Origin of the sequence: Paenochrobactrum gallinarii, assembly GCF_014205685.1 — a bacterium.
Classification (GTDB): Bacteria; Pseudomonadota; Alphaproteobacteria; order Rhizobiales; family Rhizobiaceae; genus Paenochrobactrum; species Paenochrobactrum gallinarii.
The window spans coordinates 59,028-81,218 of sequence record NZ_JACIIU010000012.1; the positions used below are offsets into that span (position 1 = coordinate 59,028).

The window sequence follows — 22,191 nt, forward strand, 5'->3', positions numbered from 1 at the left end:
TGCAAAAATAACCAACAGGCACTCTGACTGATGAATCAAAATTCCCAGCCCGTCCGCCCGACCTCCATCATGCGCCGTTTTCTCGATGCAGAATCCGCCGGTGGTATAACTTTGATGGCCGCAGCTGCGCTTGCGCTGGTTGTTGCTAACTCACCTATTGCTACCAGCTATTTTGGCGGCCTTGCCACCAAGGTGGGGCCTTTAAGCGTGCTGGAATGGATCAATGATCTGTTGATGGCCGTTTTCTTCCTGCTTGTTGGCTTGGAAATCAAACGCGAATTTGTCGACGGACAATTGGCAAGCTGGCCGAATCGTATGCTACCGGGTCTGGCTGCTGCAGGCGGTGTTATTGTTCCGGCTCTGCTTTTTGCGTGGCTAAACTTTGATGATCCGGCCAAAGTGCGTGGCTGGGCGGTGCCTTCCGCCACCGATATTGCCTTTGCGCTTGGTGTTTTATCGCTGCTTGGCTCGCGCGTGCCAACCAGCCTGAAAGTGTTTTTAGCAACGCTTGCGATCCTTGATGATCTTGCAGCCGTTGCAATCATCGCTGTCTTTTATACGGCTGAAATCTCGCTGCCATTTTTGGGCGCGGCAGCCGGTGCTGCAATCGTGCTTTTTGCTATGAACCGCATGGGCGTGATGAAGATCCTGCCCTATCTGGTTGTAGGTGCTGCTTTGTGGTTCTTCGTGCTGAATTCCGGCGTACATGCAACCGTTGCAGGTGTTATTACCGCTTTGTCGATTCCGTTGAAGCCGGCACCGGGCAGCCCTGACAATATGTCATCGCCATTGCATATTCTGGAACATGCGCTGGCAAAGCCTGTTGCCTTCCTGATTGTGCCGATTTTTGGTTTTGCCAATGCGGGTATTTCCTTCACCGGCATCAATATGGATGTGGTCACCGACAGCCTGACACTCGGCATTGCCGGTGGCTTGTTCATCGGTAAGCAGATCGGTGTTTTTGGTGCGGCATGGCTTGCCATCAAACTGGGTCTTGCACAAAAGCCGATGGGTGCCACATGGCTGCAGCTTTATGGCGTTGGCATTCTTTGCGGTATTGGTTTCACCATGAGTATCTTTATCGGCTTGCTGTCCTTCCCATCCGAGCTGATGCAGACAGAAACCAAACTCGGCGTTCTGATGGGCTCCGGCCCCTCCGCAGTGATCGGTTATCTGCTCCTGCGTGTTGCTCCAACTAAAACGCGCATTTAAACAAAAAACAGATAAAAAACGCCCGATCAGTCCTCTGATCGGGCGTTTTTCTTTGCGTTTTCAAATTTGCTTCCTAAATAAGCATTTAATGAAGACAATGAATAGAAAACATACTGCCCTTCAGACTACGGAGCCACTCACTTTGGTTAAGTTTCTTGCCCGACTCATGCCACGTCGTTTTCGCTCAACGAGCGTTGAAATTCCGGTTGTGCGGCTGCATGGCGCCATTATGAGCGGCGGCAACAGTCTGCGTCCGAGCCTTTCATTGGAAGGTGTAGCGGCCGAACTTCAAAAAGCCTTTAGCGACAAACAAGCCCCCGCTGTGGCCATCACCATCAATTCACCGGGCGGCTCGCCTGTGCAGTCACGCTTTATCTATCAGCGCATCCGTGCACTGGCTGAGGAAAAGAAGAAAAAAGTCTTTGTCTTTGTTGAAGATGTAGCTGCATCAGGCGGCTATATGATCGCACTTGCAGGCGATGAAATCATTGCTGATCCATCTTCCATTGTCGGCTCCATTGGTGTCGTTTCTTCCTCATTCGGCTTTACTGAACTGATCAAGAAAATCGGTGTCGAACGCCGCGTTTATACCGCTGGCCAAAACAAAGTTTCGCTTGATCCGTTTTTGCCGGAAAAAGAAGCAGATATCGAACGCCTGAAAGCACTGCAACTGGAAGTGCATAAGACTTTCATTGATATGGTGCTGGAGCGTCGCGGCACAAAATTAAGTGATGACCCTGATCTTTTCAGCGGTCTGTTCTGGACAGGCATCAAGGGTAAGGAACTTGGTCTTGTAGACAGTCTGGGCGATATTCGCAGCCATTTGATGAAACATTATGGCTCCAAAACCAAACTAAACCTCATTCAGCCACAGCGCGGATTTTTAGGCAAAAAACTCCCCTCCATAGGCTTCAGCACAGATGCGATGGCGCAAGTGGCGATGCAAACCGGTGATGCCATGCTTTCCAAATTAGAAGAAAAAGCGCTCTGGTCCCGCTATGGCCTTTGAAGCGTGAACTGAATAAAAGCATTGCAACGCTTTATCTCTGCATTATGATAGATATATCCAGCTGGATAAGTGCAGAGCCCCCACAAGCACGACGGTTTAAGGACGAATGAACCATGCCCCAGATACTCTTTCTTCTGCTGATTGCAGCCGCTGCATGGTATGTTTACCGCTCTTTCAAACGTGAAGCGGTGCGGGTTTCCAAGAAAGTCCGCCGTGAGGAAAAAGAAGCGCAAAACCGCGCCCACGGCACCTTGGAGCAAGATCCTGAAACCGGCGAATATCGCGTCCGCAAGGATTAAACTGTTTTCATGTCTATCAGTGTTTCCGCTAGTGATGGCGCGACGATTTCCCGTCTGGCGCCGGTAAAAATCAATCTTGCGCTGCATGTTACCGGCCAACGCGCCAATGGTTATCATGAGTTGGAAATGATTGTCGCTTTTGGCGATTTCGGCGATCACATCAGTGTCACACCTGCTCTGCACGATGACTTTACCGTTAGCGGTTATTATGCGCCTTTTATCCCGCTTAATAATGACAATCTGGTGCTGAAAGCGCGTGACCTGCTACGCACACAGACCCCATCAAAATGCCCCCCGGTTCATATTCATCTGGAAAAGAAACTGCCGATTGCAGCCGGTATTGGCGGCGGCTCAACCGATGCCGCAGCGGCCCTCACAGCGCTCAATGAGCTTTGGCAGCTTGATCTGCCTTATGAAGCGCTGTTGGAACTCGGCTTACATCTGGGTGCCGATGTGCCAATGTGTTTGCACAGCCAGCAAAACGGCGCCCCACTTCTGGTGCGAGGCATTGGTGAAGACCTGTCACCGCTCGTTGAGTTTCCGGCTCTGCATATTTTGCTGATTAATGACGGCACGGCACTTGCCACCCCAACCATTTTTAAAGCACTGAATAAGCGCGATAATCCGTCATTGATTGCTCCCAATGCTTTTCAAAGCATTGATGAGGTTTGTGCCTATTTGCGCAAGACCCGCAATGATTTATTCAGGCCTGCGGAAACACTGGCACCACAATTGCAATCCCGCTTAGATGAGCTGGCAGCATCGGGTGCTGATTTTGTCCAGATGTCCGGCTCAGGCGCCACATGTTTTGCGATTTTTTCCTCCTGCGAAAACATGTTGCAAGCAAAACAGCAAATTCGCCAAGCCCATCCTGATTGGTTTGTGGTCACCACCCAAACCTATGGCAATCATTAAAGGAGCTATGCCATGGCCAATGAACGCAGTTTTATTCCGGTCGGCATCGCAGTTCTGACCGTCTCCGACACGCGTTCACCGGCCGATGACAAGTCCGGCGATACATTGCAACAAAGGCTAAGCGATGCAGGGCACAAACTCGTTGAACGCGCCATCGTACCGGATGATATCGAAGCCATCCGCAACATTGTAACTAAATGGTCGCAACAGGCCGATATCGATGTGATTATCACCACCGGCGGCACAGGTTTTACCGGTCGCGATGTCACCCCGGAAGCGCTTGAACCTTTATTTGAAAAACGGATGGATGGTTTCTCCACCATTTTTCATCGAATCTCTTATGAGAAAATCGGCACCTCGACCATTCAGTCACGCGCACTCGGCGGCCTGTTAAACCAGACATTTGTCTTTGCCCTGCCAGGATCAAGCGGTGCCTGTCGTGATGCATGGGACAATATTCTGCAATATCAGCTTGATTACCGCCACATGCCCTGCAATTTCGTCGAGATCATGCCTCGGCTTGACGAGCATCTGCGCCGCAAAAAATAACCACAGATATTGTTCTTGTAATGTTCTGATTTCCGTTCTATATATAAAAGAACAGACGGAGTACAGATTCTAAGATCTTGCCCGTAACTATCAAATAATCAGGAAACGCCCTCAGGGCGGCACTTTTCCGCGAAGGAGAAGACGATGGATGCTATCCAGCAGGCAGATACAGCAGCTTTTGGCAGCGGGCGCACCGAACATGCCAATGCGATCATCGCCGAAAACGGCTTACGGGTTGACCAATCCAGAAGACGCGGACGTGCTGCCGGCATCAATCCGTCCGGTCGCTTCGAACAATTTTCGCGTGATGATTTTGATGACGGCTGGCAAAGCTTTGAAGAGCTTGAGCCCTTTAAAACTGAAGTGCAGGTTGAGAAGCCGCGCAGCATCATCACCCGCAATGATTCGCCTGATCTTGGCTTTGACCGCTCCATTAACCCCTATCGTGGTTGCGAGCACGGTTGTATCTATTGTTTCGCTCGTCCGACCCATAGTTATATGGGGCTGTCGGCAGGTCTTGATTTTGAGGCCAAACTCTTTGCCAAACCGGATGCACCGCATCTGTTACAGCGTGAATTGTCCAAATCCGGTTATATTCCCCGCACTATTGCCATTGGCAGCAACACCGACCCTTACCAACCGGTAGAGAAAAAATGGCGTATCATGCGTGGCCTTCTCGAAGTGCTGGAAGATGTACAACATCCAGTTGCCATCATCACAAAGTCCGGCTTGATTACGCGTGACATCGACATTTTAAGCCGTATGGCGGAAAAAGGCTTGGTCAAGGTCGCTCTCTCCGTCACCACTATGGATGCCAAATTATCCCGTACAATGGAGCCACGCGCTGCAACGCCAACATTGCGCCTGCAAACCATGCGGGAACTTTCACAAGCTGGCATTCCTGTATCTGCAATGCTGGGGCCTGTCATTCCCGGTATTAATGATCATGAGATCGAGCGTATTCTGGATGCAGCTGCCGCCGCAGGAGCTGAAGAAGCCGGTTATGTTCTGCTGCGTCTCCCGCTGGAAGTTGCACCCTTATTTAAAGAATGGTTATTGCGCAATTATCCTGACAAATATCGCCATGTGTTGTCGCTTTTACGCTCCATGCGTGGTGGCAAGGATTATGATGCGGAATGGGGCAAGCGCATGCGCGGTGAAGGCCCATATGCCTGGCAGATCGGCAGACGTTTTGAAATTGCCGCCAAGAAACTTGGCCTCAATACGACTAAGAAGCGATTACGCACCGACCTGTTCAGTCCAAGGCAAGAAGGCGGCACGCAACTTTCATTGTTTTAATGAGGCACTCTTCTATTCACGTGCCTGTGTGGGCAAGAAGAGCATTTCCGTTGTTTAATTTTAACGGTTCAATGCTCTAATCTCGCGCATGGCTCGTAAAATTAGTGATTCTTCATCCGCCCTTCCCCTAATCTATACGCCCGATTTCTCGCATGAGAAGCGGCTCTATCAAGATGGTTGCCAATTTGTAGCAGGCATTGATGAGGCAGGTCGTGGACCGCTGGCAGGGCCGGTCGTGGCAGCAGCCGTTGTGCTGGATCCGGATAATTTACCTGAAGGTCTGGACGATTCCAAACGTCTGACCGCCGCAAAGCGCGTCAAGCTCTACGATCTGATTTTAACGCAGGCTCTGGCCGTCTCTGCCGTCAGCCTGTCGGCTGATGAAATTGATAACAGCAATATCCGTAAAGCCGCTCTCACCGCTATGCAGCGTGCTGTGGCAGCGTCAGCAGTTAAAATAGATTACGCGCTTGTTGACGGGCGCGATGTGCCCCCTCACCTGACATGCAATGCTGAAGCACTGATTAAAGGCGATCAGCGTTCCATATCAATTGCAGCCGCATCTATTGTTGCCAAGGTTACCCGTGACCGCATGATGGAACTTGCAGGCAAACATCATCCTGAATATGGTTTTGAAGGCCACGCCGGCTATGGCACTGCGAAACACCGTGAGGCGATTGAAACAACAGGGCCCGTTCCCGGCCTTCATCGTTATACATTCGCCCCGATTAAAGGCCGCTTCATCCGCTAGAAAAGCACGCTCCTCAAGGTGGCTATCGTCTTTGCAGGCAAATCAGTTCGCCAAACTGGTTTCTGCTCCTCCCTTGACGGGATAAAGTTATGGCAAAAAGTCTGTATGCGCTCATCGTAGATATGATGAAATGCGATTTGCTCTATATTAATTAAGCCTAAAGAGCATCTAACATGCCATACAGCTCTGCCCAGCAGAGCCAATACTGTTGTTTAACTCATGACATAGACAATCAAATTTTGTAGCCAAAATTAAAGGGGCTAACATAAATAGTGAGTCTATGGTTACTTGAGCCACAACTGCCGCAAAACTTTGATGAGCCTGGCAACAGGACGGTGATTGAAGCGCCGCTCAAATTCCTTGATGAACAGGTGAAAGTGCTGCTTAGGAATACCGTTATAACCGCACAGATAACGCTTGGCCTTCTTCCTGAAGTTCGCGACTCCGTTGATGTTATTGATGTCCTCGGCGAACAGTCCCGAGTGGTTAATCCGGACATGATGGAACTCGGAAACGTCCGGAACATCATAGGCAGCGAAACTATTGGTTTAGATGACGGAGTCCGGCCTCACCTTGTCCCTGATGGCTGGAAAAAGCGTGTCTGTGCGGATATTTGAGCTGATAACGACATGAACCTTGCGACCTCTCTTCAAGAGCCCGAAGAGAGGAACCTTGCACGCTGCACCACGCCCGAGTTTACCTTTTCTTCGCCCGCCAAAATAGCTTTCATCGACTTCGATATCGCCGCCCATCAAGCCCGTCACTGATGAAGCCAACTTCTCGAAAATCACTTCGCGCAACTTATGGAAGAACAGGATCGCCGTATTGCGATTAACACCCGTCAATTGGGCCGCGGAGCGAGCTGTGATACCTGCGCAAAAATACTTCAAAAGCTCAGGTTGAATAGTTTTCCGGAGCCTGCTTCGCCGCCTTGCTCTCATCATCTGACAAGAATAGCCCTTCACAGCTATCTATGTCAGCCCCAAATAAAAAACGCCACCTCAATCAAGAGATGGCGTTTTAAAAATCAGACTGATGAAAACTCTTAGTTCAAACGGGATTTAACCTGTTCAAGCGAGTCTTTAAAGAATGTTGCAGAAGCTTTCGCATCAACCTTGTCGGCGACGATACGGGTTGCAGCAGCAACAGCCAGTTCAACAGCAGCAGTGCGAACTTCTTTAATTGCTTCAGCTTCAGCGCTGGCAATTTTCTGTTCAGCAAGCTTGTTGCGACGAGCAACATATTCTTCTGTTTTCTGCTTGGCATCATCAACAATCGCATTGGCTTCACGGCCGGCTGCAGCAACGATGTCGCTTGCTTCCTTTTCCGCTTCCTTGCGCTTGCGATGATACTCGGCCAACAGTGCCTGAGCTTCTTCGCGCAGTGTGCGTGCTTCGTCGAGTTCTTTAGAAATCTTTGCAGCGCGCTCATCCAAAGACTTGGCAACCATGCCAGGCACTTTAAGATAAACAACAATGCCTAGGAAAATTACGAGGCCGACGAGTGCCCAAAACGTAGCGTCCATCATCGTCTCCTTTAGGCGCTGACTGCTTTAACAGCAGCGGTAACAGTTGATTTATCAACCTTGGTACCGATCAGCTCGTCAATAATGTCAGCTGCAGTTTCTTCAGCAATCGAACCAACATCGCTCATGGCTTTCGCCTTGATTTCAGCAATGTTGTTTTCAGCTTTTTCAAGCTTTGCTTCCAAAGTTTTTTCTACAGCGCTACGCTCAGCTTCAGCTTCTGCCTTCGCTTTTTCGCGTGCTTCATTACCGATTGCTGCGGCTTTGGTACGGGCTTGAGACAGTTCTGTTTCATAAGCAACGATCGCATTGTCTGCGTCCTGCTTCAAACGTGCTGCCTGATCCAAATCCTGTGCGATACGATCGCGACGAGTTTCGATCACGCCACCAATACGCGGTACAACCACGCGGGACATGAACAGATAGAAAAGCCCAAACGTAATAGCGAGCCACAAGAGCTGCGATGCGTAATGGGTAGAATCGAACGGAGGAAACACGCCGCCCGTGCCGGATTCATGGGCAACACCGGTTTCGGTATGCACAGCTTCAACAGGCTGGGCTTCCGTTGCTGTTTGGGCAAACGCCGTGGACACGAACATCCAATCTTCCTCTTCACTCAGGCGTCATATGCAACAGCCGACCGCGCATAATCCTTAAAATTTAAGAACAGCGCGGTCAGGCCATATTTGTTGCGTCGATCTTAGACAGCGAACAAGAGCAGAAGCGCGATGAGCAAGGAGAAAATGCCCAGAGCTTCCGTAACAGCGAAACCGAACACCAGACGGCCGAACTGGCTGTCAGCTGCAGATGGGTTACGCAGTGCACCTGAAAGGTAGCTGCCGAAGATGTTGCCGAGACCGAGGGCCGTACCGGCCATACCGAAACAGGCAAGACCCGCGCCGATGTATTTTGCTGCTTCCGCTTCCATGATGAGCTCCTTTTGGATTAATTAGCTATGCGGATTTCTGTTCTGGCGGAAATCCGCCGGCGAGAAGTTTTAGTGACCAGCATGCACCGCGTCATTGATGTACATGCAAGTTAAGACTGTGAAAACATAGGCCTGCAGGAATGCAACGAGGAATTCCAGTGCAGTGATGGCAACCGTCATGAAGAGCGGGAGAATTGCGCCACCAATACCGATAGGACCAAGTGCAGCCATTGAAACAATGAAGCCTGCAAAGATCTTAAGGGTGATGTGTCCAGCCAGCATACTGGCGAAAAGACGAACTGAAAGACTGATCGGACGTGACAGGAACGAAATCACTTCAATGATCGATACCAGTGGTACGATGATCATCGGGACGCCCTGCGGCACGAACAGTTTCAGGAAACCAAAACCATGCTTGTAGAAACCGTAAATGATCACAGTTCCGATAACGAGGATGGAGAGGGCAAAAGTAACAATGATCTGACTGGTAATCGTATAGAAATACGGGAACAGACCAAGGAAGTTTGCAACGAGAATGAACATGAACAGGGTAAATACAAAGGGGAAGAATTTCATACCCTTTGACCCGGCCGAGTCCCTTAGGCTCGTCGCGACAAATTCATAAGCCATTTCTGCCACTGACTGCATACGGGTTGGTACAAGACCGCGACCCGATGAAGAAAGGAAAAGAAACGCTGAAGCCACAACCACAGTTGCGACCATAAAAGCTGATGCGTTGGTGAAAGAGAGGTCGACACCGCCGACGTCGATAGGAATCCACCGGGAAATTTGGAACTGATGGATCGGATCGTTTGCCACCTTAACCTCGTCTATCGTCCGTTGCCCGCAGGCGTTGAAGTCACCGGCTTTTACAAGCCTTTCACGAAAAGTGCATTACACAAGTTTCGCACTAAGTCAAAATTGTCTTAGCAATACGCCAACACAATATCTATTCTTTTTCGTGCTCTTGCGCTCTTAAACTTAAGTCGTCTTTTTCAGCGACTTTGCCAGTAACGCGTAGCACGTTCAGAACGCCTGCTGCAAAGCCAAGCATGAGGAAGATAATTAATCCCCAAGGCGATGTAGCAGCAACCTGATCAATAGACCAGCCAATTAGCGCTCCAACTACAATTCCGGCGATAAATTCGCTGGATATTTTCATGGCCTGCGCAACTTGAGCTGAATTCTCAGATCGCTCGTCCTTTGAATTTTGTTTCTTAAGCGCCCCTTTTTTGACCAAATTGGCCTCTAGCTTGCTTAAGCGTTCAGCAAAATTCGATGAAGGTGAACCTTGCTGTCCGTCTTGTGCACCGTCAGATTCCGATGGCTTCTTAAGGTCTTTGTCACCTGCCATGAAGAACCTCCTTTATATGCGTAAGAGGAGAAAAAAGCTCACTTTCAAGTTGCGCGCAACATATTGGCACGCCGCCTTCTAGTCAAGGCGCTGAAACACATCACTTAGCAGGTTTTTTACCTAATAAAATCAATGTGTTATAAAAAATTCATTTTTGCACACGCTTTACAAGGCCACTCAAAGCACCGAATCTCTCAAAAATCAGCTCCATCCGCCGTAACGAGTACGGTAGAAAATATGCAGTCCGATTTGTGAAACTTTCACCATTGTCGGACCCCATTTGGGGCTGACATAAGTGGCATGATAATGAGTAGCAGAGCCCACTTCCGGCAACCAGATCTGACCGGCAGAGACAGTTTTTGCCACCTGCTTGGCCATCTCCCACTCAGCCATTTCCGTGACACGATGCTTTTGCCCGTCACAGGCGAAGGAAAACTGGCAGGCATTCAGCATATTTTGGTTTTGATAAACCACACCACAGATCGTGGCCGGATAGGCTGGATTTCGCACGCGATTGAGCACAACCTGTGCAACACCCACCTGGCCTTTTACGGTTTCGCCGCGTGCTTCATAATAGACCGCTTCAGCCAGGCACTGCTGTTGCTTCTTCTCAAATGCAGCTGGAGGCAGAGGGGCTGCAGCCCATGCGTGATCTTTAGGACCGATTGGCGGAACAAAGCGCCCATTCGATTCATCCGGCGTGAGAATCGTTTCAAAAGGTGAATTACGCGCATAATCCGGTTTTGGCGGCGCATAACCAAGCGCCAGAGAATCAGGCGTATCATTGGTGATCAGGCTTGCCAGCATGGACGGAACCGGCACTTTAGGCTTAGCAACAACCGGCCTGTGAAAAGCCATCGTAATTGCAATTTCCTGCCCCTCAATCGGCGATTTATCAAAGCGCATTTTTGCATCGGATTTTTCTGCCGGACGGGAAATCATGCTCACACGGTCAAGCAAACTGCCGGCACTAAAAGCGCGTTGCGGCGCGACCGGCGCAATAGTAACGATTCGCCCCTGCTTATCGGCGCGCACGATACGCCCCTCATCCGGATCAGGATCATCAACACCAAGCTTTGCCTGACGACTGACACCACCCACAGCCACCTTGCCGATACCTTCGACATTAATACCAGCGGCCGCAACCGAGCCTGTAATCAACGAGGCGTCAACAAATTGCATCTCCGCCTTATGAACGGAACCCGCAGGCGCTGGCGTCATATAAGCAGTCCAGCGATTATCGCCCTGCTCGGATGATGTCACAAGGCTGGCCATATCCTGAAAGGCAATAGCGGTTGTGCTCAGCAGGCTGAATGCCGCTGCCATCATTGCAGGAGCAATAACACCGTGACGTGACTGCTCAACGCGCGGATAAGCGCGAACGGCATAATAACGCCCATCCTCAGGGCAATAACCCTGAGCCGGATATTGCCACTCTGTTTGTGACAGGCCTTTGGAACGGCGGCCAAACTTCCGCAGTGACAAAAAGCGCACCGAACTCTCCACTCAATTAACACCGAACTCACTCAACTGACGCCGATAATGAAGTATTAACCTTGATGGATAGTTAACAAGAGTGCATTAATATCTCGGTAATATTGGTAAATGATTTATTAAATCATGTAATTAATTGCAAATTTAAAATAACGATTAAACAATCCACCTATTCATTAAATATAAATCCACATAAAACAAAATATTAACCGCTACAATAAAAGAAAAAAACTTACTTATTCAATACAAAAAAATAACATCTTTTTCAAAAAACAAAAAACTCCGGAACATTGCCCGGAGTTTTTATCATTTCAGAAAACGTTAATTTCAACGCTTTTTCTTTGCGCGGTTGGCAAAAGGATTATCCGATGTACGCAACGACAAGCGGATCGGAACCCCCGGCATCTCGAATGTGTCACGCAAACCGTTAATCAAATAACGGACATAAGATTGCGGCATCACATCCGGACGCGAGCAGGAAACCACGAAGCCTGGCGGGCGGGTCTTGATCTGCGTCATATATTTGACCTTCAGACGACGGCCGGCAACGGCTGGCGGCGGATGATGGGTGATAACCCCTTCCAGCCAGCGGTTAAGCTTACCTGTCGAAATACGACGGTTCCAGATTTCATCTGTAATCGCCACATTTTCCATCAGCTTATCAATGCCCTGCCCGCGCTCACCTGAAATCGGCACAGCACGGATACCGCGCACCTGCGGCAACAAACGGGCAGTTTTTTCGTAAAGGTCAGCAAGCACCATCTGGCGGTCTTCCACCAGATCCCACTTGTTGAACGCAATAATCGGAGCGCGGCCTTCACGGATAATCAGATCAGCGATCTGCAAATCCTGCTTTTCAAACGGGATAGTCGCATCAAGCACAATGATGACAACTTCTGCAAAGCGAATAGCATTCAGCCCATCAGATACAGCGAGCTTTTCGAGCTTTTCCTGCACGCGTGATTTACGGCGCAGACCAGCTGTGTCAAACAATTTGATCTGACGACCACGCCATTCCCAATCGACAGAAATCGAATCACGGGTAATACCGGCTTCAGGGCCAGTCAGCAGCCGGTCTTCACCCAGCATCGTGTTGATGAGTGTCGACTTACCGGCATTCGGACGGCCAACAATAGCAATACGCAATGGCTTGGTCGGATCATAGGCCGGAACATTTTCTGCATCCGGGTCTTCGATATCATCACCAACGAGTGCGCCGATGGCAGCGGGTGTGAAAACAGCGTCAGCAGCCTGTTCGGCTTCCTCGGCTTTTTCACGGGCAAAAACCCGCTCTTCGCCAAGTACTTCAACAATAGCATCACGCAGATCAGCCATACCAAGACCATGCTCGGCAGAAATCGGGCATGGCTCACCAAGGCCCAGCGTATAGGCATCATAAAGACCGCCCTGACTGCCGCGCGCTTCGGTCTTGTTCACAACCAGAATAACCGGACGACCGGATTTGCGCACCATTTCGCCAAAAGTCAGATCGGCAGGTGTCACACCGGATTTTGCATCAACAACAAATAAAATGGCATCCGCTTCGGTCATCGCCAGTTCTGTCTGGGCACGCATCCGTGCTTCCAGCGTGTCATTGGCAGCGTCTTCCAAACCTGCCGTATCGATGACCTGAAACCTTAAATCATAAAGTTTCGCATCATGCATCCGGCGGTCACGGGTAACGCCTGGCAGGTCATCCACCAGCGCGAGCTTGCGCCCGACCAGTCGGTTGAACAAAGTTGACTTGCCGACATTCGGACGTCCGATAATAGCAAGAGTAAAAGACATTGAAGGGCTTTCCCCATATCGTCATAAGAGCACCTGAAAGCCATGCCATCAGATGCCCCGTTTTTCTTAAAGTTTAATACCGTCTATCAAACAGCGGTATTATTCGTAAAATATCAGCCTTCAGACAAAGTGCCTGCGCCACGCATCAGGTCGAGCATGGTGTTGGCACGCTGGCGAAGATTAGGCGGAGCAACAGCATCATCGGCATTCTGCTTGAACAGCTTGGCCGCATCTTCGTTGCGCCCTGCCTTCCATGCAGCCAGAGCCAAAGTTTCGCGGGCGCTGTGGCGCATCGGATTGCTGTCAGCTGACAGGGTTTCCACGCGCTTGGCCACATCGTCATAAGAGCCGCTATCGACCAGAATATAAGCTGCACGCAAACGCGCCATGTCGCGCAATGGTGCAGGAATTGCATTATCCTGTGAAGCCTTATCAAAAGCTTCAACGGCAGCTTTCGCATCACCTTTTTGCAACAGCACAGTGGCTGCACGTAATTGCGCCAAGGCCGGATAAGAACCATAACCGGTTTTTTCCAGATCATCGAGCGCAGTCAAAGCTTCATCATTTTTGCCCTCGGAGGCCAGATCAAGAGCCGCCAAGAACTTATCGCCCGAAGCAGACGATTTGCTGGCTGTCCAGCTTGTATAAGCGACATTAGCAGCCGTGCCCAAAACAATGGCCACTGCGCAACCGATAATCAACGGACCAAACCGCCGCCAGACAGCTTTTGCCTGATCGGACCGGAGTTCTTCGTTTACCTCGCGAATGAAGCTATCGTCTGCCATGAACCTGCCGTCTGAACCTTGAGTTTCTATTTGCTTTAATGCCAGCCACAGAACCGGACACCAAAGCTGATCACTTTAACTTAAATGAGCTTTTAATCGGAATTTGCAGCATTTGTAAGCCCTGACAGACAAATAAGCTGCCGCTTCCACCGCAAGTCTGATTATTCTCTGATATCAATGACCTGACCTTTGCCACATTCAACATCTAGAAAACAGCCCTGTTGCCTGACATCTGCATTATAAATGTGGTTATAACAACCCGTTTCAAAGAATCAGGAACAGATAATATCTTCGTGGCATGGCTTTTTGCCTGCTATTCTGTCCGAACTATGATTGGCCTTGTTAATGCGTTTTCTCAATTTTGCCGCCGCCTTTTCCTTGATTTTCAGCCAAACCGTAATGACGGCAACAGCGGCAGAACCCAAGACGCAATATGTGCTGATTTCTTTTGACGGCGCGCATGACAATGCACTTTGGGCAAGAAGCCGCGAATTTGCCAAACAAACGGATGCGAAATTCACCTATTTTCTCTCATGTGTCTTTTTATTGCAGCGCGCTGACCGCAACCAATATCAGCCGCCCAAATTAAAACGCAGCAGCTCTAATGTCGGCTTTGCACAAGATAAACAGGAAGTGGAAACGCGCCTTCAGCATATCTGGCAAGCGCATTTGGAAGGCCACGAGATTGCCAGTCATGGCTGCGGCCATTTTGACGGCAAAGCATGGAGCGCCAAAGATTGGGATCAGGAGATCAGCGAGTTCAACCGTATCACCGCCCAGGCCTATAAAGATAATGACATTGCCGGAGAACCGGCCGAATGGCAGGATTTCGTCGCCAATAAAATCAACGGCTTTCGCGCCCCTTATTTGTCCGACGATAAACCGGTGCAGGATGCACTGCGGAAGAACAATTTTATTTATCAGGCATCGGGTGTTGCCAATGCACCGGAGCGCCCGACCGTTAAACAAGGATTGGCAACTTTCGGTCTGCCGCTTATTCCCGAAGGCCCGTCCAAACGCCCGGTCATTGCCATGGACTATAATTTATATGTGCGCCACTCCAAAGGCAAAGAACAGCCGGAACAAGCCGCCAGTTTTGAAGAGCGCAGTTATCAGGCTTTCAAAACAGCTTTTGACAAAGAATATAATGGCAAACGCGCACCATTTCAGATGGGTTTCCATTTTGTCCTGATGAATGATGGCGCTTATTGGCGCGCTATGGAACGTCTCGCCCGCGAGGTTTGCGACAAGCCGGATGTGAAATGCACCAGCTATCAAAATTATCTGGCGGAAACTTCTGCATTTTCCCGCTAAAAGCGCTTAAAGAGTGGCCAGTCAAACCGGCCACTCTTTTTATATTGTAAATCTTATTTGAAAAATTCTTCGTAAAGCTCAGGCTTGAAGCCGACGATGATCTGATCGCCTTTAAGCAAAACCGGACGTTTAATCATCGAAGGCTGTGCCAGCATCAGGCTGATTGCCTTCTGCCCGTTCAGGTCAGCGCGATCTTCTTCCGGCAATTTACGAAAAGTAGTACCGGCACGGTTCAGCAATTTTTCCCATCCGGCTTTTCCAGCCCATTGTTCCAGATCTGCCTGCGTGACACCCTCTTTTTTATAATCATGAAATTTATAGTCGATCCCCGCACTCTCCAGCCAGTTAAAGGCTTTGCGCATCGTATCGCAGCTTTTAATCCCATAAATTGTCACGCTCATCGCTTAACACTCCGATTCATATCACTTCTGATATTCTTCTAAAGCATTGGCGCATTGAAATGAACCTTGCCAAATAAAAAGGCAGGTGCGCTGAACACACCTGCCTTATCAATCTTCGCCTGATTGACAAAAATCAGCCGGCGCGCGCCATTTTAATGGCTTCGATCAGGTCTTTTTCCTTCATCACGCCACCATATAAACGGGTACCGATGACAAAAGACGGTGTACCGCCAAAATTGAACGCATCACCCTGCGCCATATTGCGCTGCAAAATACCGTCAATCTTATTGGCATGCTTTTTATAGGTGGCTTCCAGCTTTGCCGGATCAAGACCATCTTTTTTTAATGCTGCATCAACTTGCTCTTTCGTCAAACGGCCAGGCGTTTTCATCAAAGCATCCATCGCCTTGACATATTGGCCATTTTCTTCTGCCGCCAAAACAAGATTGGCCGCATAAGTGGAAGGCTCACCAAAAATCACCCAGTCCTTCATCACCAGACGCACATTGCCGTCGCGCTTAACCACATCAAGCAATTCGCCATGGCCTTTTTTGCAATAAGGGCACTGGTAATCGAAATACTCAACAATGGTGACATCGCCTTTCGGATTGCCCAGAACCGGAATTTCCGGATCATAAAGCACCTCATTGACGCTTGGCATATTCTGGGCAAATGCTGTCGTCCCAAGCATCATGCCTGCGGTACCTGCAACAGAAGCCGCCAAAATCTGACGTCGGTTCAACATTTTAAAATTCTCCTTTTCCGGATTCCTGCTGGTTCAGCACCACCACTTTGGAGCCAGCCGGTACACGCTTGTGCAAATCAAGAATATCTTGGTTAAACAGACGGATACAGCCTGACGATGCGGCCTTACCGACTGACCAGGGCTGGTTGGTGCCGTGAATACGATAAAGTGTGTCCTGACCGTTGCGGTGCAGATAAAGGGCGCGCGCACCAAGCGGATTGCTGACACCGCCTTCCAGTCCACTGGCATATTTGGCATAGTGTTCCGGATTACGCTTGATCATATTTTGTGTTGGCGTCCAGCGCGGCCATGAAGCCTTGCGGGCAATGTCGGCAGAACCGGAGAATGCAAGTCCCGCCCTGCCGACACCAACCGCATAGCGCATGGCGCGATTATTCGGCATCACCAGATAAAGATAACGCTTATAAGGATCAACAATCACAGTGCCGACCGGATGCGAGGTCTTATAATTTACTTCCTGACGCAGATTACGCTTTTCAACCTTTGAAATATCAATAGCCGGAATGACGTTGCCGTTGTCGTTAACGGCAGCATACATTTTTGCGTAATTGCTGAGATCAGCAGTTTTCGTCTCCTGCTTAGACTTCGCAATTTCAACCGGTGTAACAGGTGCCGTTACAGATGCGGCAACTGTTGCACCGGCTGTTGTTGCAGGCTTGGTGGTGTTGCAGGCAGCAAGCAGCAAAGGCAAAACGCCCAGCATCAGCAATCGTCCGGTAACATTTCCGGTGCGGTTTTTGATATGTGAAGTGAGTGCCACAGTGATGTCCTTCATTCTGTGCTTAATTAAAGCTTTAATTGCTGAGACGTTTGATATTGGATTGCAGTGTTTCGCGGGATATTTCACCAAGATGTGCAGATCTCAGAATTCCATCGGCACTGATAAATAAAGTAGCAGGCAATCCGGGAGCGCCATAATGGCGTGACAGATCAGAAAACTGATCCATAATGATTTGCGGCAAGACTATATTATGTTGCTGCAAATATTTTTGAATAGCAGCCTGCCCCTCACCCTGATTGGCAAAGATAAATTCTGCCTGATCATTATTGGCAGCCAGATCCGCCATCATCGGCATTTCGCGGCGGCATGGCGGACACCAGCTCGCCCAGAGATTAACCACCAGCGGTTTGCCACTCGTCTGATCAAAACGAAATTCGTCTTGCTTCATGGTCTGAAAGCTTTGCGGCGGTAATGCAATCGCCTGCGTCGTAGCGGTTAAAATGCCGATACCGTTCCACACAAACACCGCACATGCTACCGGAACCAGCGCCCAAAGCCGCAAGGCTATTGATGGCAGCGCAAAGATAACTGCTAAGCCAATTGCAACAGCTGCACCCGGCCAGTAGAAACCGCCCTGCCATAGTGAGAAAATACGTAATGGCTCCTGAGAGAAACTCTCCCAGTTTAAAATCACATGGCCAAGACGCGCACCAACAACCGCGCCGATCAGCACGATCCATGACCAGCGATTAAAGCGCTGATCCACTTTGCTGCTCATCACGCCGGTGATGATTAAAAAGGCGGCCATTGCCAGCACCACCGCAAAACGGCTGCCATCCATTACCAGAGGCCCCATTGAAACAGCATTCATATCAGGCACCACCTGCTTTGGCCGCAGAGCCTGTCAGTGTTGATGTTGTGACATTACCGACCAGACGCGTATCCGCCACTTCTTTTGAATGCTCATTAAAGAAAATCATCGTCGGAGGCCCAGCCACACGAAGCTGACGCATCAGCTCGTCATTTTCCGGTGTGACATCAGACAAATCCACTTTGATCAAATCAAAATCAGCCAGACCGCGACGCACAGCCATATCGGTGAGTACCGAGCGCTCAATTGTATGGCACGCCACGCACCAGTCAGCGGTAAAGTAAACCATTGTCGGGCGCTCTTGCTGTGCCTGTTTCAAATTGGTCTGCAACTGGTGTGATGAACCGACATTAGCAAAGCGCAGTGCCGGAACCGATGCTCCCGATGGCCCGTTAGAGGCGACAAGCGGCGCCAGAGGTTTGAGCGGATCAACGCCACCCAAAGATGCGCCGAGCATAAGGATGGCACCATAAACAACCGCAGTTGTTGCAGCTGTGCGTGCAACCACACGAAAACCGATGCGGTGCCATTCTTTGGCAAACAGATAGGCCGAGAAAGCAAAGAGCAGGATCGCCCATAAGAACAGATCAGCGCCCAATGGCAATAAAGGTGCGGCCATCCAAATGGCGGTTGCCAGAAAACCAAAACCAAACAGGGTTTTGACATTTTCCATCCAGCCACCGGCACGCGGCAAAACAGAACTGCCGAAAGTTGCCAGAATAATCAGCGGAATACCTTTACCAAGACCCAGCGCAAAAAGTGCAGCAGCACCCAAACTTACATTGGCAGTCTGGGCAATATAAAGCAGCGCGCCAGCCAAGGGCGCGGTCACACATGGCCCGACAATCAACACAGAGCTAAAGCCCAGTACGGCAGCCGAACCAAGTGAGCCCTTGCCACCACCGGTGCGGCGGCTGACAGCACTCATCCAGCTGCTTGGGAGCTGCAATTCATAAAGCCCGAACATTGAAAGTGCTAAAATGATAAAGACTATCGCCACAGCCAATGCCAGCCAAGGCGACTGCAAAGCCATTTGCAAATTTTGTCCCGACCATCCGGCAACCGCGCCAATCAATGCGAAACCTGAAGCCAGCGCCACCACATAAGTCGAGGTCAGCAGCAAACCGCGCATCGGGGTGAGCTTATCGCCTTCACGCGCCAAAGTGCCAGCCACAATCGGATACATTGGAAAAACACAAGGCGTAAATGCCAGCAAAATACCAAAAGCCAAGAAGCTCAGCAGCAGAAAACCTGTGCCGCCGCGCTCCAGCAATGACTGGATCATGCCTTTGTCCTGGGCAATCTGAAAACCATCGGCGGAGGTCGCAACAGGTGCCGTTGACGTGCTTTCTATTGGCGCATTTACTGCCGGCGCCTCCATTTTCCACTGCACCGCAGCAGAAGATGATTGCACGAGATTGCCGCTGTGCGGGTTGCTAGCAGCTAAAGTCAGCGGATCAATAGTGCGCGTTTCCGGACGATAGCAAATACCGTCATTCTGGCAGCCCTGATAGGTCAGTGTCACCGGCTGATCATTTTTCAGATCAAACGAAACAGTCGTGCGGTTGAAATAAACCTGCATCGCGCCAAAGGTCGGGTCATCTTTCATGACCCCTTCAGGCGCATCAATTTTCAGAGCACTGCCTTGTTTGTCAGTTGCTTCAATATGATCTTTATAAAGATAATAGCCGTCATGAATGCTCCAGCTAACAACCAGTTTTTGGTCGTCAGCACTCAAAACCTGTAAGCGAAATGCTTCATCCACAGGCAAAGGATTAGCACTTGCCGTGGTAACGGATGATATTAACATCATTAATATCACTGTTAGCAGTCTCATAAATCGGCTCCGGTCAGACAAAAATAAAATAATTGATTTGGTTCTAAGATCAGTCAATGAAACATGCACCTTAAGTCAGCCTTAAGATAAGCCTGCAACATTAGGAATAGTAAAAGTTAAAAAAAGTAACGGGTCTTTATATATGCGCATCTTGGTGGTCGAGGATGATCCCATTCTTATGGACGGCTTGAGTGTCGGACTTAACATTGCCGGTTTTACCGTTGATGCGGTTGCCGGCTGCGAAGATGCCTATAGCGCCATCGCCTCACAAAATTATGATGCGCTTGTGCTTGACCTGATGCTGCCGGATGGCTCCGGCCTTGATATATTAGCGCAGTTAAGGCGCAACAAAAACGATCTGCCCGTGCTTCTTCTCACCGCGCGTGACCAGATTGCCGACCGCATTGCCGGTCTTGATGCCGGTGCAGATGATTATGTCGGCAAACCCTTTGACCTAGATGAACTCGCCGCGCGTATCCGCGCCATCGCACGACGCAGCAATGGCCGCTCATCCGGTAAAATTGAGTGGCAGGATGTCGTGCTCGATCCGGCGCAAATGACCGTTCATCGCGGTGATACATTATTGAAATTCACCCGCCGCGAATTTGCTGTCTTGCGCGCATTGATGGAGCGCCCCAACGCCACCCTTTCCAAAACCGCACTCGAAGAAGCGCTTTATGGCTGGCAAGAAGAAGTGGAAAGCAACGCCGTTGAAGTGCATATCCATCATCTTCGCGCCAAATTAGGCTCGAAATTTATCAAAACCGTGCGCGGCCTTGGCTACAGACTGGCAGAACAAGAACAATGAGCTCTATCCGCAAACGCCTGATTACCATTCTTATCGGCACGACCGGCCTTGTCTGGCTGTTTGCGGTCGGCTGGATTTACCTCAGCACGCAGGCAGAAGTTAAAAAAGTACTGGATGCGCGTTTGATGGAATCTGCGCATATGGTCAATTCGCTGCTGACCGACCGCCGTGTCGAGGTGGGTGATGAAGGCGGCATCGGCCAGTTTACGCCAAAGCCCATTCCTGATTTTCCCAATTATGACCGGCAATTATTCTGCCAGATCTGGTCGCTTGACGGCAATCTGGTTGGCCGTTCGGCAAGTGCGCCCAAAGATATGCTGACCCAAACCAATAACGGTTTTTCCGATACAGTGGTTTCGGGCTCGACATGGCGTGTTTATACCATTGAAAACACCCAGCTCGGCATGCGCATTATGGTTGGCGACAATATGAGCGTGCGCAACAGCCTTGTGCGTGATGTGATCACCGGCCTGATTTTACCTGCACTTTTGATCTTTCCGTTTCTGGCCGGCCTGATCTGGATCAGTGTGCGTCGCGGACTTTTGCCATTAAGTTTGCTTGCCTCAACCTTATCAAAACGCTCCGCCGATGATTTAAGCGCTCTGGAAGAAAACAATCTGCCAAGCGAAATAGCGCCTGCCGTCAATGCGCTTAACGGCCTGTTTAACCGCGTTGAAGAAGCACGCGAACGGGAAAAGAGCTTTGCTATTTTTGCAGCCCATGAGCTGAAAACACCATTGGCAGGGCTTAAAACACAAGCTCACATTGCGATGAACAGCAAAGATGAGCATGTGCGCGACAATGCCGTGCGCCAGATTGCAACCGGCGTTGACCGCACCACCCGTCTGGTTAAGCAGTTGCTGGATCTGGCCTCCTTAGAAACCGATGAAGATCCGTCAAAATCTAAAGAGGAATATGCCGGCAAATTAATGCATCTGATTGCGCAGGATTTGCGCATGCTGACACAGCCCAAAAACATCACGATTACAATTCAGGATCCGTGCCAGAATTTGAAAATCAAAGATGCGCAGCTCTTCACGCTGGCTTTACGCAATATCTTGGAAAATGCCGTCAATCACTCCCCAGAAGGCGCCAATATTGATTGTTCCTGCCACATGGAAGCCGAACAAGTATCTATCATCGTCGAGGATGAAGGCCCCGGTATTCCGGCGGAAGAATTACCACACATCAGCGAACGCTTTTTCCGCGGCCGTTATAAATCGGAAAATGGCAGCGGCTTAGGCCTTGCAATTGTGAAGGCAGCAACCAACCGCATGAATGGCTCGCTTAATTTTATCAACCGTGAGGCGAAAGGGGTTAAAGTAGTGCTGACGCTTCCCGTTTAAGCCACCAACTGATTGATTTTTCTGCAACCTCTCCGAGTCCCGCGCTATGCACAGAAAAATTATCGTTATGCGACTAATGTATGAATCTTGTGCAACTGCGCTATAATGTATCAGATCAAGACATAATCACACAAAATTAGTAGCAATTATTATGTGTGAGAATAGAATAACGAATATAATAATCATCTAAAATAAAAATAATACCTAAAATTCCCATAG

The 22,191-nt window shown here is 49.8% G+C and carries 23 protein-coding genes and 1 pseudogene; 10 read left to right on the forward strand and 14 right to left on the reverse strand.

Annotated features, from left to right (window positions below):
- Positions 1 to 30: 30 nt before the first annotated feature.
- The 7 genes from nhaA to FHS77_RS11630 all read left to right on the forward strand — a co-directional run bounded on the left by nhaA (position 31) and on the right by FHS77_RS11630 (position 6,034).
- Entirely contained in the window at positions 31 to 1,212 is a 1,182-nt protein-coding gene (gene nhaA / locus FHS77_RS11600; RefSeq protein ID WP_184223522.1) for a Na+/H+ antiporter NhaA, read from the forward strand.
- A gap of 97 nt (positions 1,213 to 1,309) precedes the next feature.
- On the forward strand, positions 1,310 to 2,221 hold the full coding sequence (locus FHS77_RS11605; protein WP_425498149.1) for a S49 family peptidase: 912 nt from the start codon (positions 1,310 to 1,312) through the stop codon (positions 2,219 to 2,221).
- Between the two features lie 113 nt (positions 2,222 to 2,334).
- Positions 2,335 to 2,520 carry a hypothetical protein gene (locus FHS77_RS11610; protein WP_184223526.1) on the forward strand — a complete coding sequence of 62 codons (186 nt, stop codon included), beginning with the start codon at positions 2,335 to 2,337 and terminating at the stop codon, positions 2,518 to 2,520.
- Between the two features lie 15 nt (positions 2,521 to 2,535).
- The gene (locus tag FHS77_RS11615) at positions 2,536 to 3,435 is read left to right on the forward strand and encodes a 4-(cytidine 5'-diphospho)-2-C-methyl-D-erythritol kinase (protein ID WP_184223589.1); all 900 of its coding nucleotides are present in this window, start codon (positions 2,536 to 2,538) and stop codon (positions 3,433 to 3,435) included.
- Positions 3,436 to 3,447: 12 nt separating this feature from the next.
- Positions 3,448 to 3,984: a molybdenum cofactor biosynthesis protein B gene (moaB, locus tag FHS77_RS11620; protein ID WP_184223528.1), complete on the forward strand. Its 537-nt coding sequence runs from the start codon at positions 3,448 to 3,450 to the stop codon at positions 3,982 to 3,984.
- A gap of 144 nt (positions 3,985 to 4,128) precedes the next feature.
- A complete protein-coding gene (locus FHS77_RS11625; protein WP_184223530.1) occupies positions 4,129 to 5,283 on the forward strand; it encodes a PA0069 family radical SAM protein in 1,155 nt (384 codons plus the stop codon).
- A gap of 88 nt (positions 5,284 to 5,371) precedes the next feature.
- The gene (locus tag FHS77_RS11630; protein ID WP_184223532.1) at positions 5,372 to 6,034 is read left to right on the forward strand and encodes a ribonuclease HII; all 663 of its coding nucleotides are present in this window, start codon (positions 5,372 to 5,374) and stop codon (positions 6,032 to 6,034) included.
- A gap of 284 nt (positions 6,035 to 6,318) precedes the next feature.
- Here the strand turns inward: FHS77_RS11630 and FHS77_RS11635 are convergent.
- The 9 genes and pseudogenes from FHS77_RS11635 to FHS77_RS11675 all read right to left on the reverse strand — a co-directional run bounded on the left by FHS77_RS11635 (position 6,319) and on the right by FHS77_RS11675 (position 13,908).
- A pseudogene (locus FHS77_RS11635) lies at positions 6,319 to 6,975 on the reverse strand (IS1595 family transposase).
- 104 nt (positions 6,976 to 7,079) lie between these two features.
- Positions 7,080 to 7,559, reverse strand: coding sequence for a F0F1 ATP synthase subunit B (locus tag FHS77_RS11640; RefSeq protein WP_184223534.1), 480 nt, complete (start codon positions 7,557 to 7,559; stop codon positions 7,080 to 7,082).
- An 11-nt stretch (positions 7,560 to 7,570) separates the two neighbouring features.
- Positions 7,571 to 8,158, reverse strand: coding sequence for a F0F1 ATP synthase subunit B (locus tag FHS77_RS11645; protein WP_184223536.1), 588 nt, complete (start codon positions 8,156 to 8,158; stop codon positions 7,571 to 7,573).
- A 101-nt stretch (positions 8,159 to 8,259) separates the two neighbouring features.
- On the reverse strand, positions 8,260 to 8,487 hold the full coding sequence (locus FHS77_RS11650) for a F0F1 ATP synthase subunit C (protein ID WP_007632966.1): 228 nt from the start codon (positions 8,485 to 8,487) through the stop codon (positions 8,260 to 8,262).
- A gap of 69 nt (positions 8,488 to 8,556) precedes the next feature.
- On the reverse strand, positions 8,557 to 9,306 hold the full coding sequence (locus FHS77_RS11655) for a F0F1 ATP synthase subunit A (RefSeq protein ID WP_184223538.1): 750 nt from the start codon (positions 9,304 to 9,306) through the stop codon (positions 8,557 to 8,559).
- Positions 9,307 to 9,436: 130 nt separating this feature from the next.
- Positions 9,437 to 9,841, reverse strand: a complete 405-nt coding sequence (locus FHS77_RS11660) for an AtpZ/AtpI family protein (RefSeq protein ID WP_184223540.1) — start codon at positions 9,839 to 9,841, stop codon at positions 9,437 to 9,439.
- 201 nt (positions 9,842 to 10,042) lie between these two features.
- On the reverse strand, positions 10,043 to 11,335 hold the full coding sequence (locus tag FHS77_RS11665; RefSeq protein WP_184223591.1) for a cell wall hydrolase: 1,293 nt from the start codon (positions 11,333 to 11,335) through the stop codon (positions 10,043 to 10,045).
- Between the two features lie 327 nt (positions 11,336 to 11,662).
- The gene (gene der, locus FHS77_RS11670) at positions 11,663 to 13,123 is read right to left on the reverse strand and encodes a ribosome biogenesis GTPase Der (protein WP_184223542.1); all 1,461 of its coding nucleotides are present in this window, start codon (positions 13,121 to 13,123) and stop codon (positions 11,663 to 11,665) included.
- Positions 13,124 to 13,236: 113 nt separating this feature from the next.
- Positions 13,237 to 13,908, reverse strand: a complete 672-nt coding sequence (locus FHS77_RS11675) for a tetratricopeptide repeat protein (protein WP_184223544.1) — start codon at positions 13,906 to 13,908, stop codon at positions 13,237 to 13,239.
- Positions 13,909 to 14,307: 399 nt separating this feature from the next.
- Here FHS77_RS11675 and FHS77_RS11680 point away from each other — a divergent pair, with 399 nt between their 5' ends.
- Entirely contained in the window at positions 14,308 to 15,222 is a 915-nt protein-coding gene (locus tag FHS77_RS11680; RefSeq protein WP_374786254.1) for a polysaccharide deacetylase family protein, read from the forward strand.
- 53 nt (positions 15,223 to 15,275) lie between these two features.
- Here FHS77_RS11680 and FHS77_RS11685 read toward each other — a convergent pair whose 3' ends face one another.
- The 5 genes from FHS77_RS11685 to dsbD form a co-directional block, all read right to left on the reverse strand.
- Positions 15,276 to 15,623 carry an ArsC family reductase gene (locus tag FHS77_RS11685; protein ID WP_184223548.1) on the reverse strand — a complete coding sequence of 116 codons (348 nt, stop codon included), beginning with the start codon at positions 15,621 to 15,623 and terminating at the stop codon, positions 15,276 to 15,278.
- 133 nt (positions 15,624 to 15,756) lie between these two features.
- Positions 15,757 to 16,368 (reverse strand): DsbA family protein, encoded by a 612-nt coding sequence (locus tag FHS77_RS11690; RefSeq protein ID WP_184223550.1) that lies wholly within the window; start codon positions 16,366 to 16,368, stop codon positions 15,757 to 15,759.
- 1 nt (position 16,369) lies between these two features.
- Positions 16,370 to 17,149 (reverse strand): L,D-transpeptidase, encoded by a 780-nt coding sequence (locus tag FHS77_RS11695; protein ID WP_343061010.1) that lies wholly within the window; start codon positions 17,147 to 17,149, stop codon positions 16,370 to 16,372.
- Positions 17,150 to 17,183: 34 nt separating this feature from the next.
- Positions 17,184 to 17,981: a TlpA disulfide reductase family protein gene (locus tag FHS77_RS11700; RefSeq protein ID WP_184223552.1), complete on the reverse strand. Its 798-nt coding sequence runs from the start codon at positions 17,979 to 17,981 to the stop codon at positions 17,184 to 17,186.
- 1 nt (position 17,982) lies between these two features.
- Entirely contained in the window at positions 17,983 to 19,818 is a 1,836-nt protein-coding gene (gene dsbD, locus FHS77_RS11705) for a protein-disulfide reductase DsbD (protein WP_184223554.1), read from the reverse strand.
- A 142-nt stretch (positions 19,819 to 19,960) separates the two neighbouring features.
- Here dsbD and FHS77_RS11710 point away from each other — a divergent pair, with 142 nt between their 5' ends.
- Positions 19,961 to 20,626: a response regulator gene (locus FHS77_RS11710; protein ID WP_184223556.1), complete on the forward strand. Its 666-nt coding sequence runs from the start codon at positions 19,961 to 19,963 to the stop codon at positions 20,624 to 20,626.
- Positions 20,623 to 21,972: an ATP-binding protein gene (locus FHS77_RS11715; protein WP_184223558.1), complete on the forward strand. Its 1,350-nt coding sequence runs from the start codon at positions 20,623 to 20,625 to the stop codon at positions 21,970 to 21,972. The genes FHS77_RS11710 and FHS77_RS11715 overlap by 4 nt, the downstream gene beginning before the upstream one ends.
- Positions 21,973 to 22,191 lie beyond the last annotated feature (219 nt).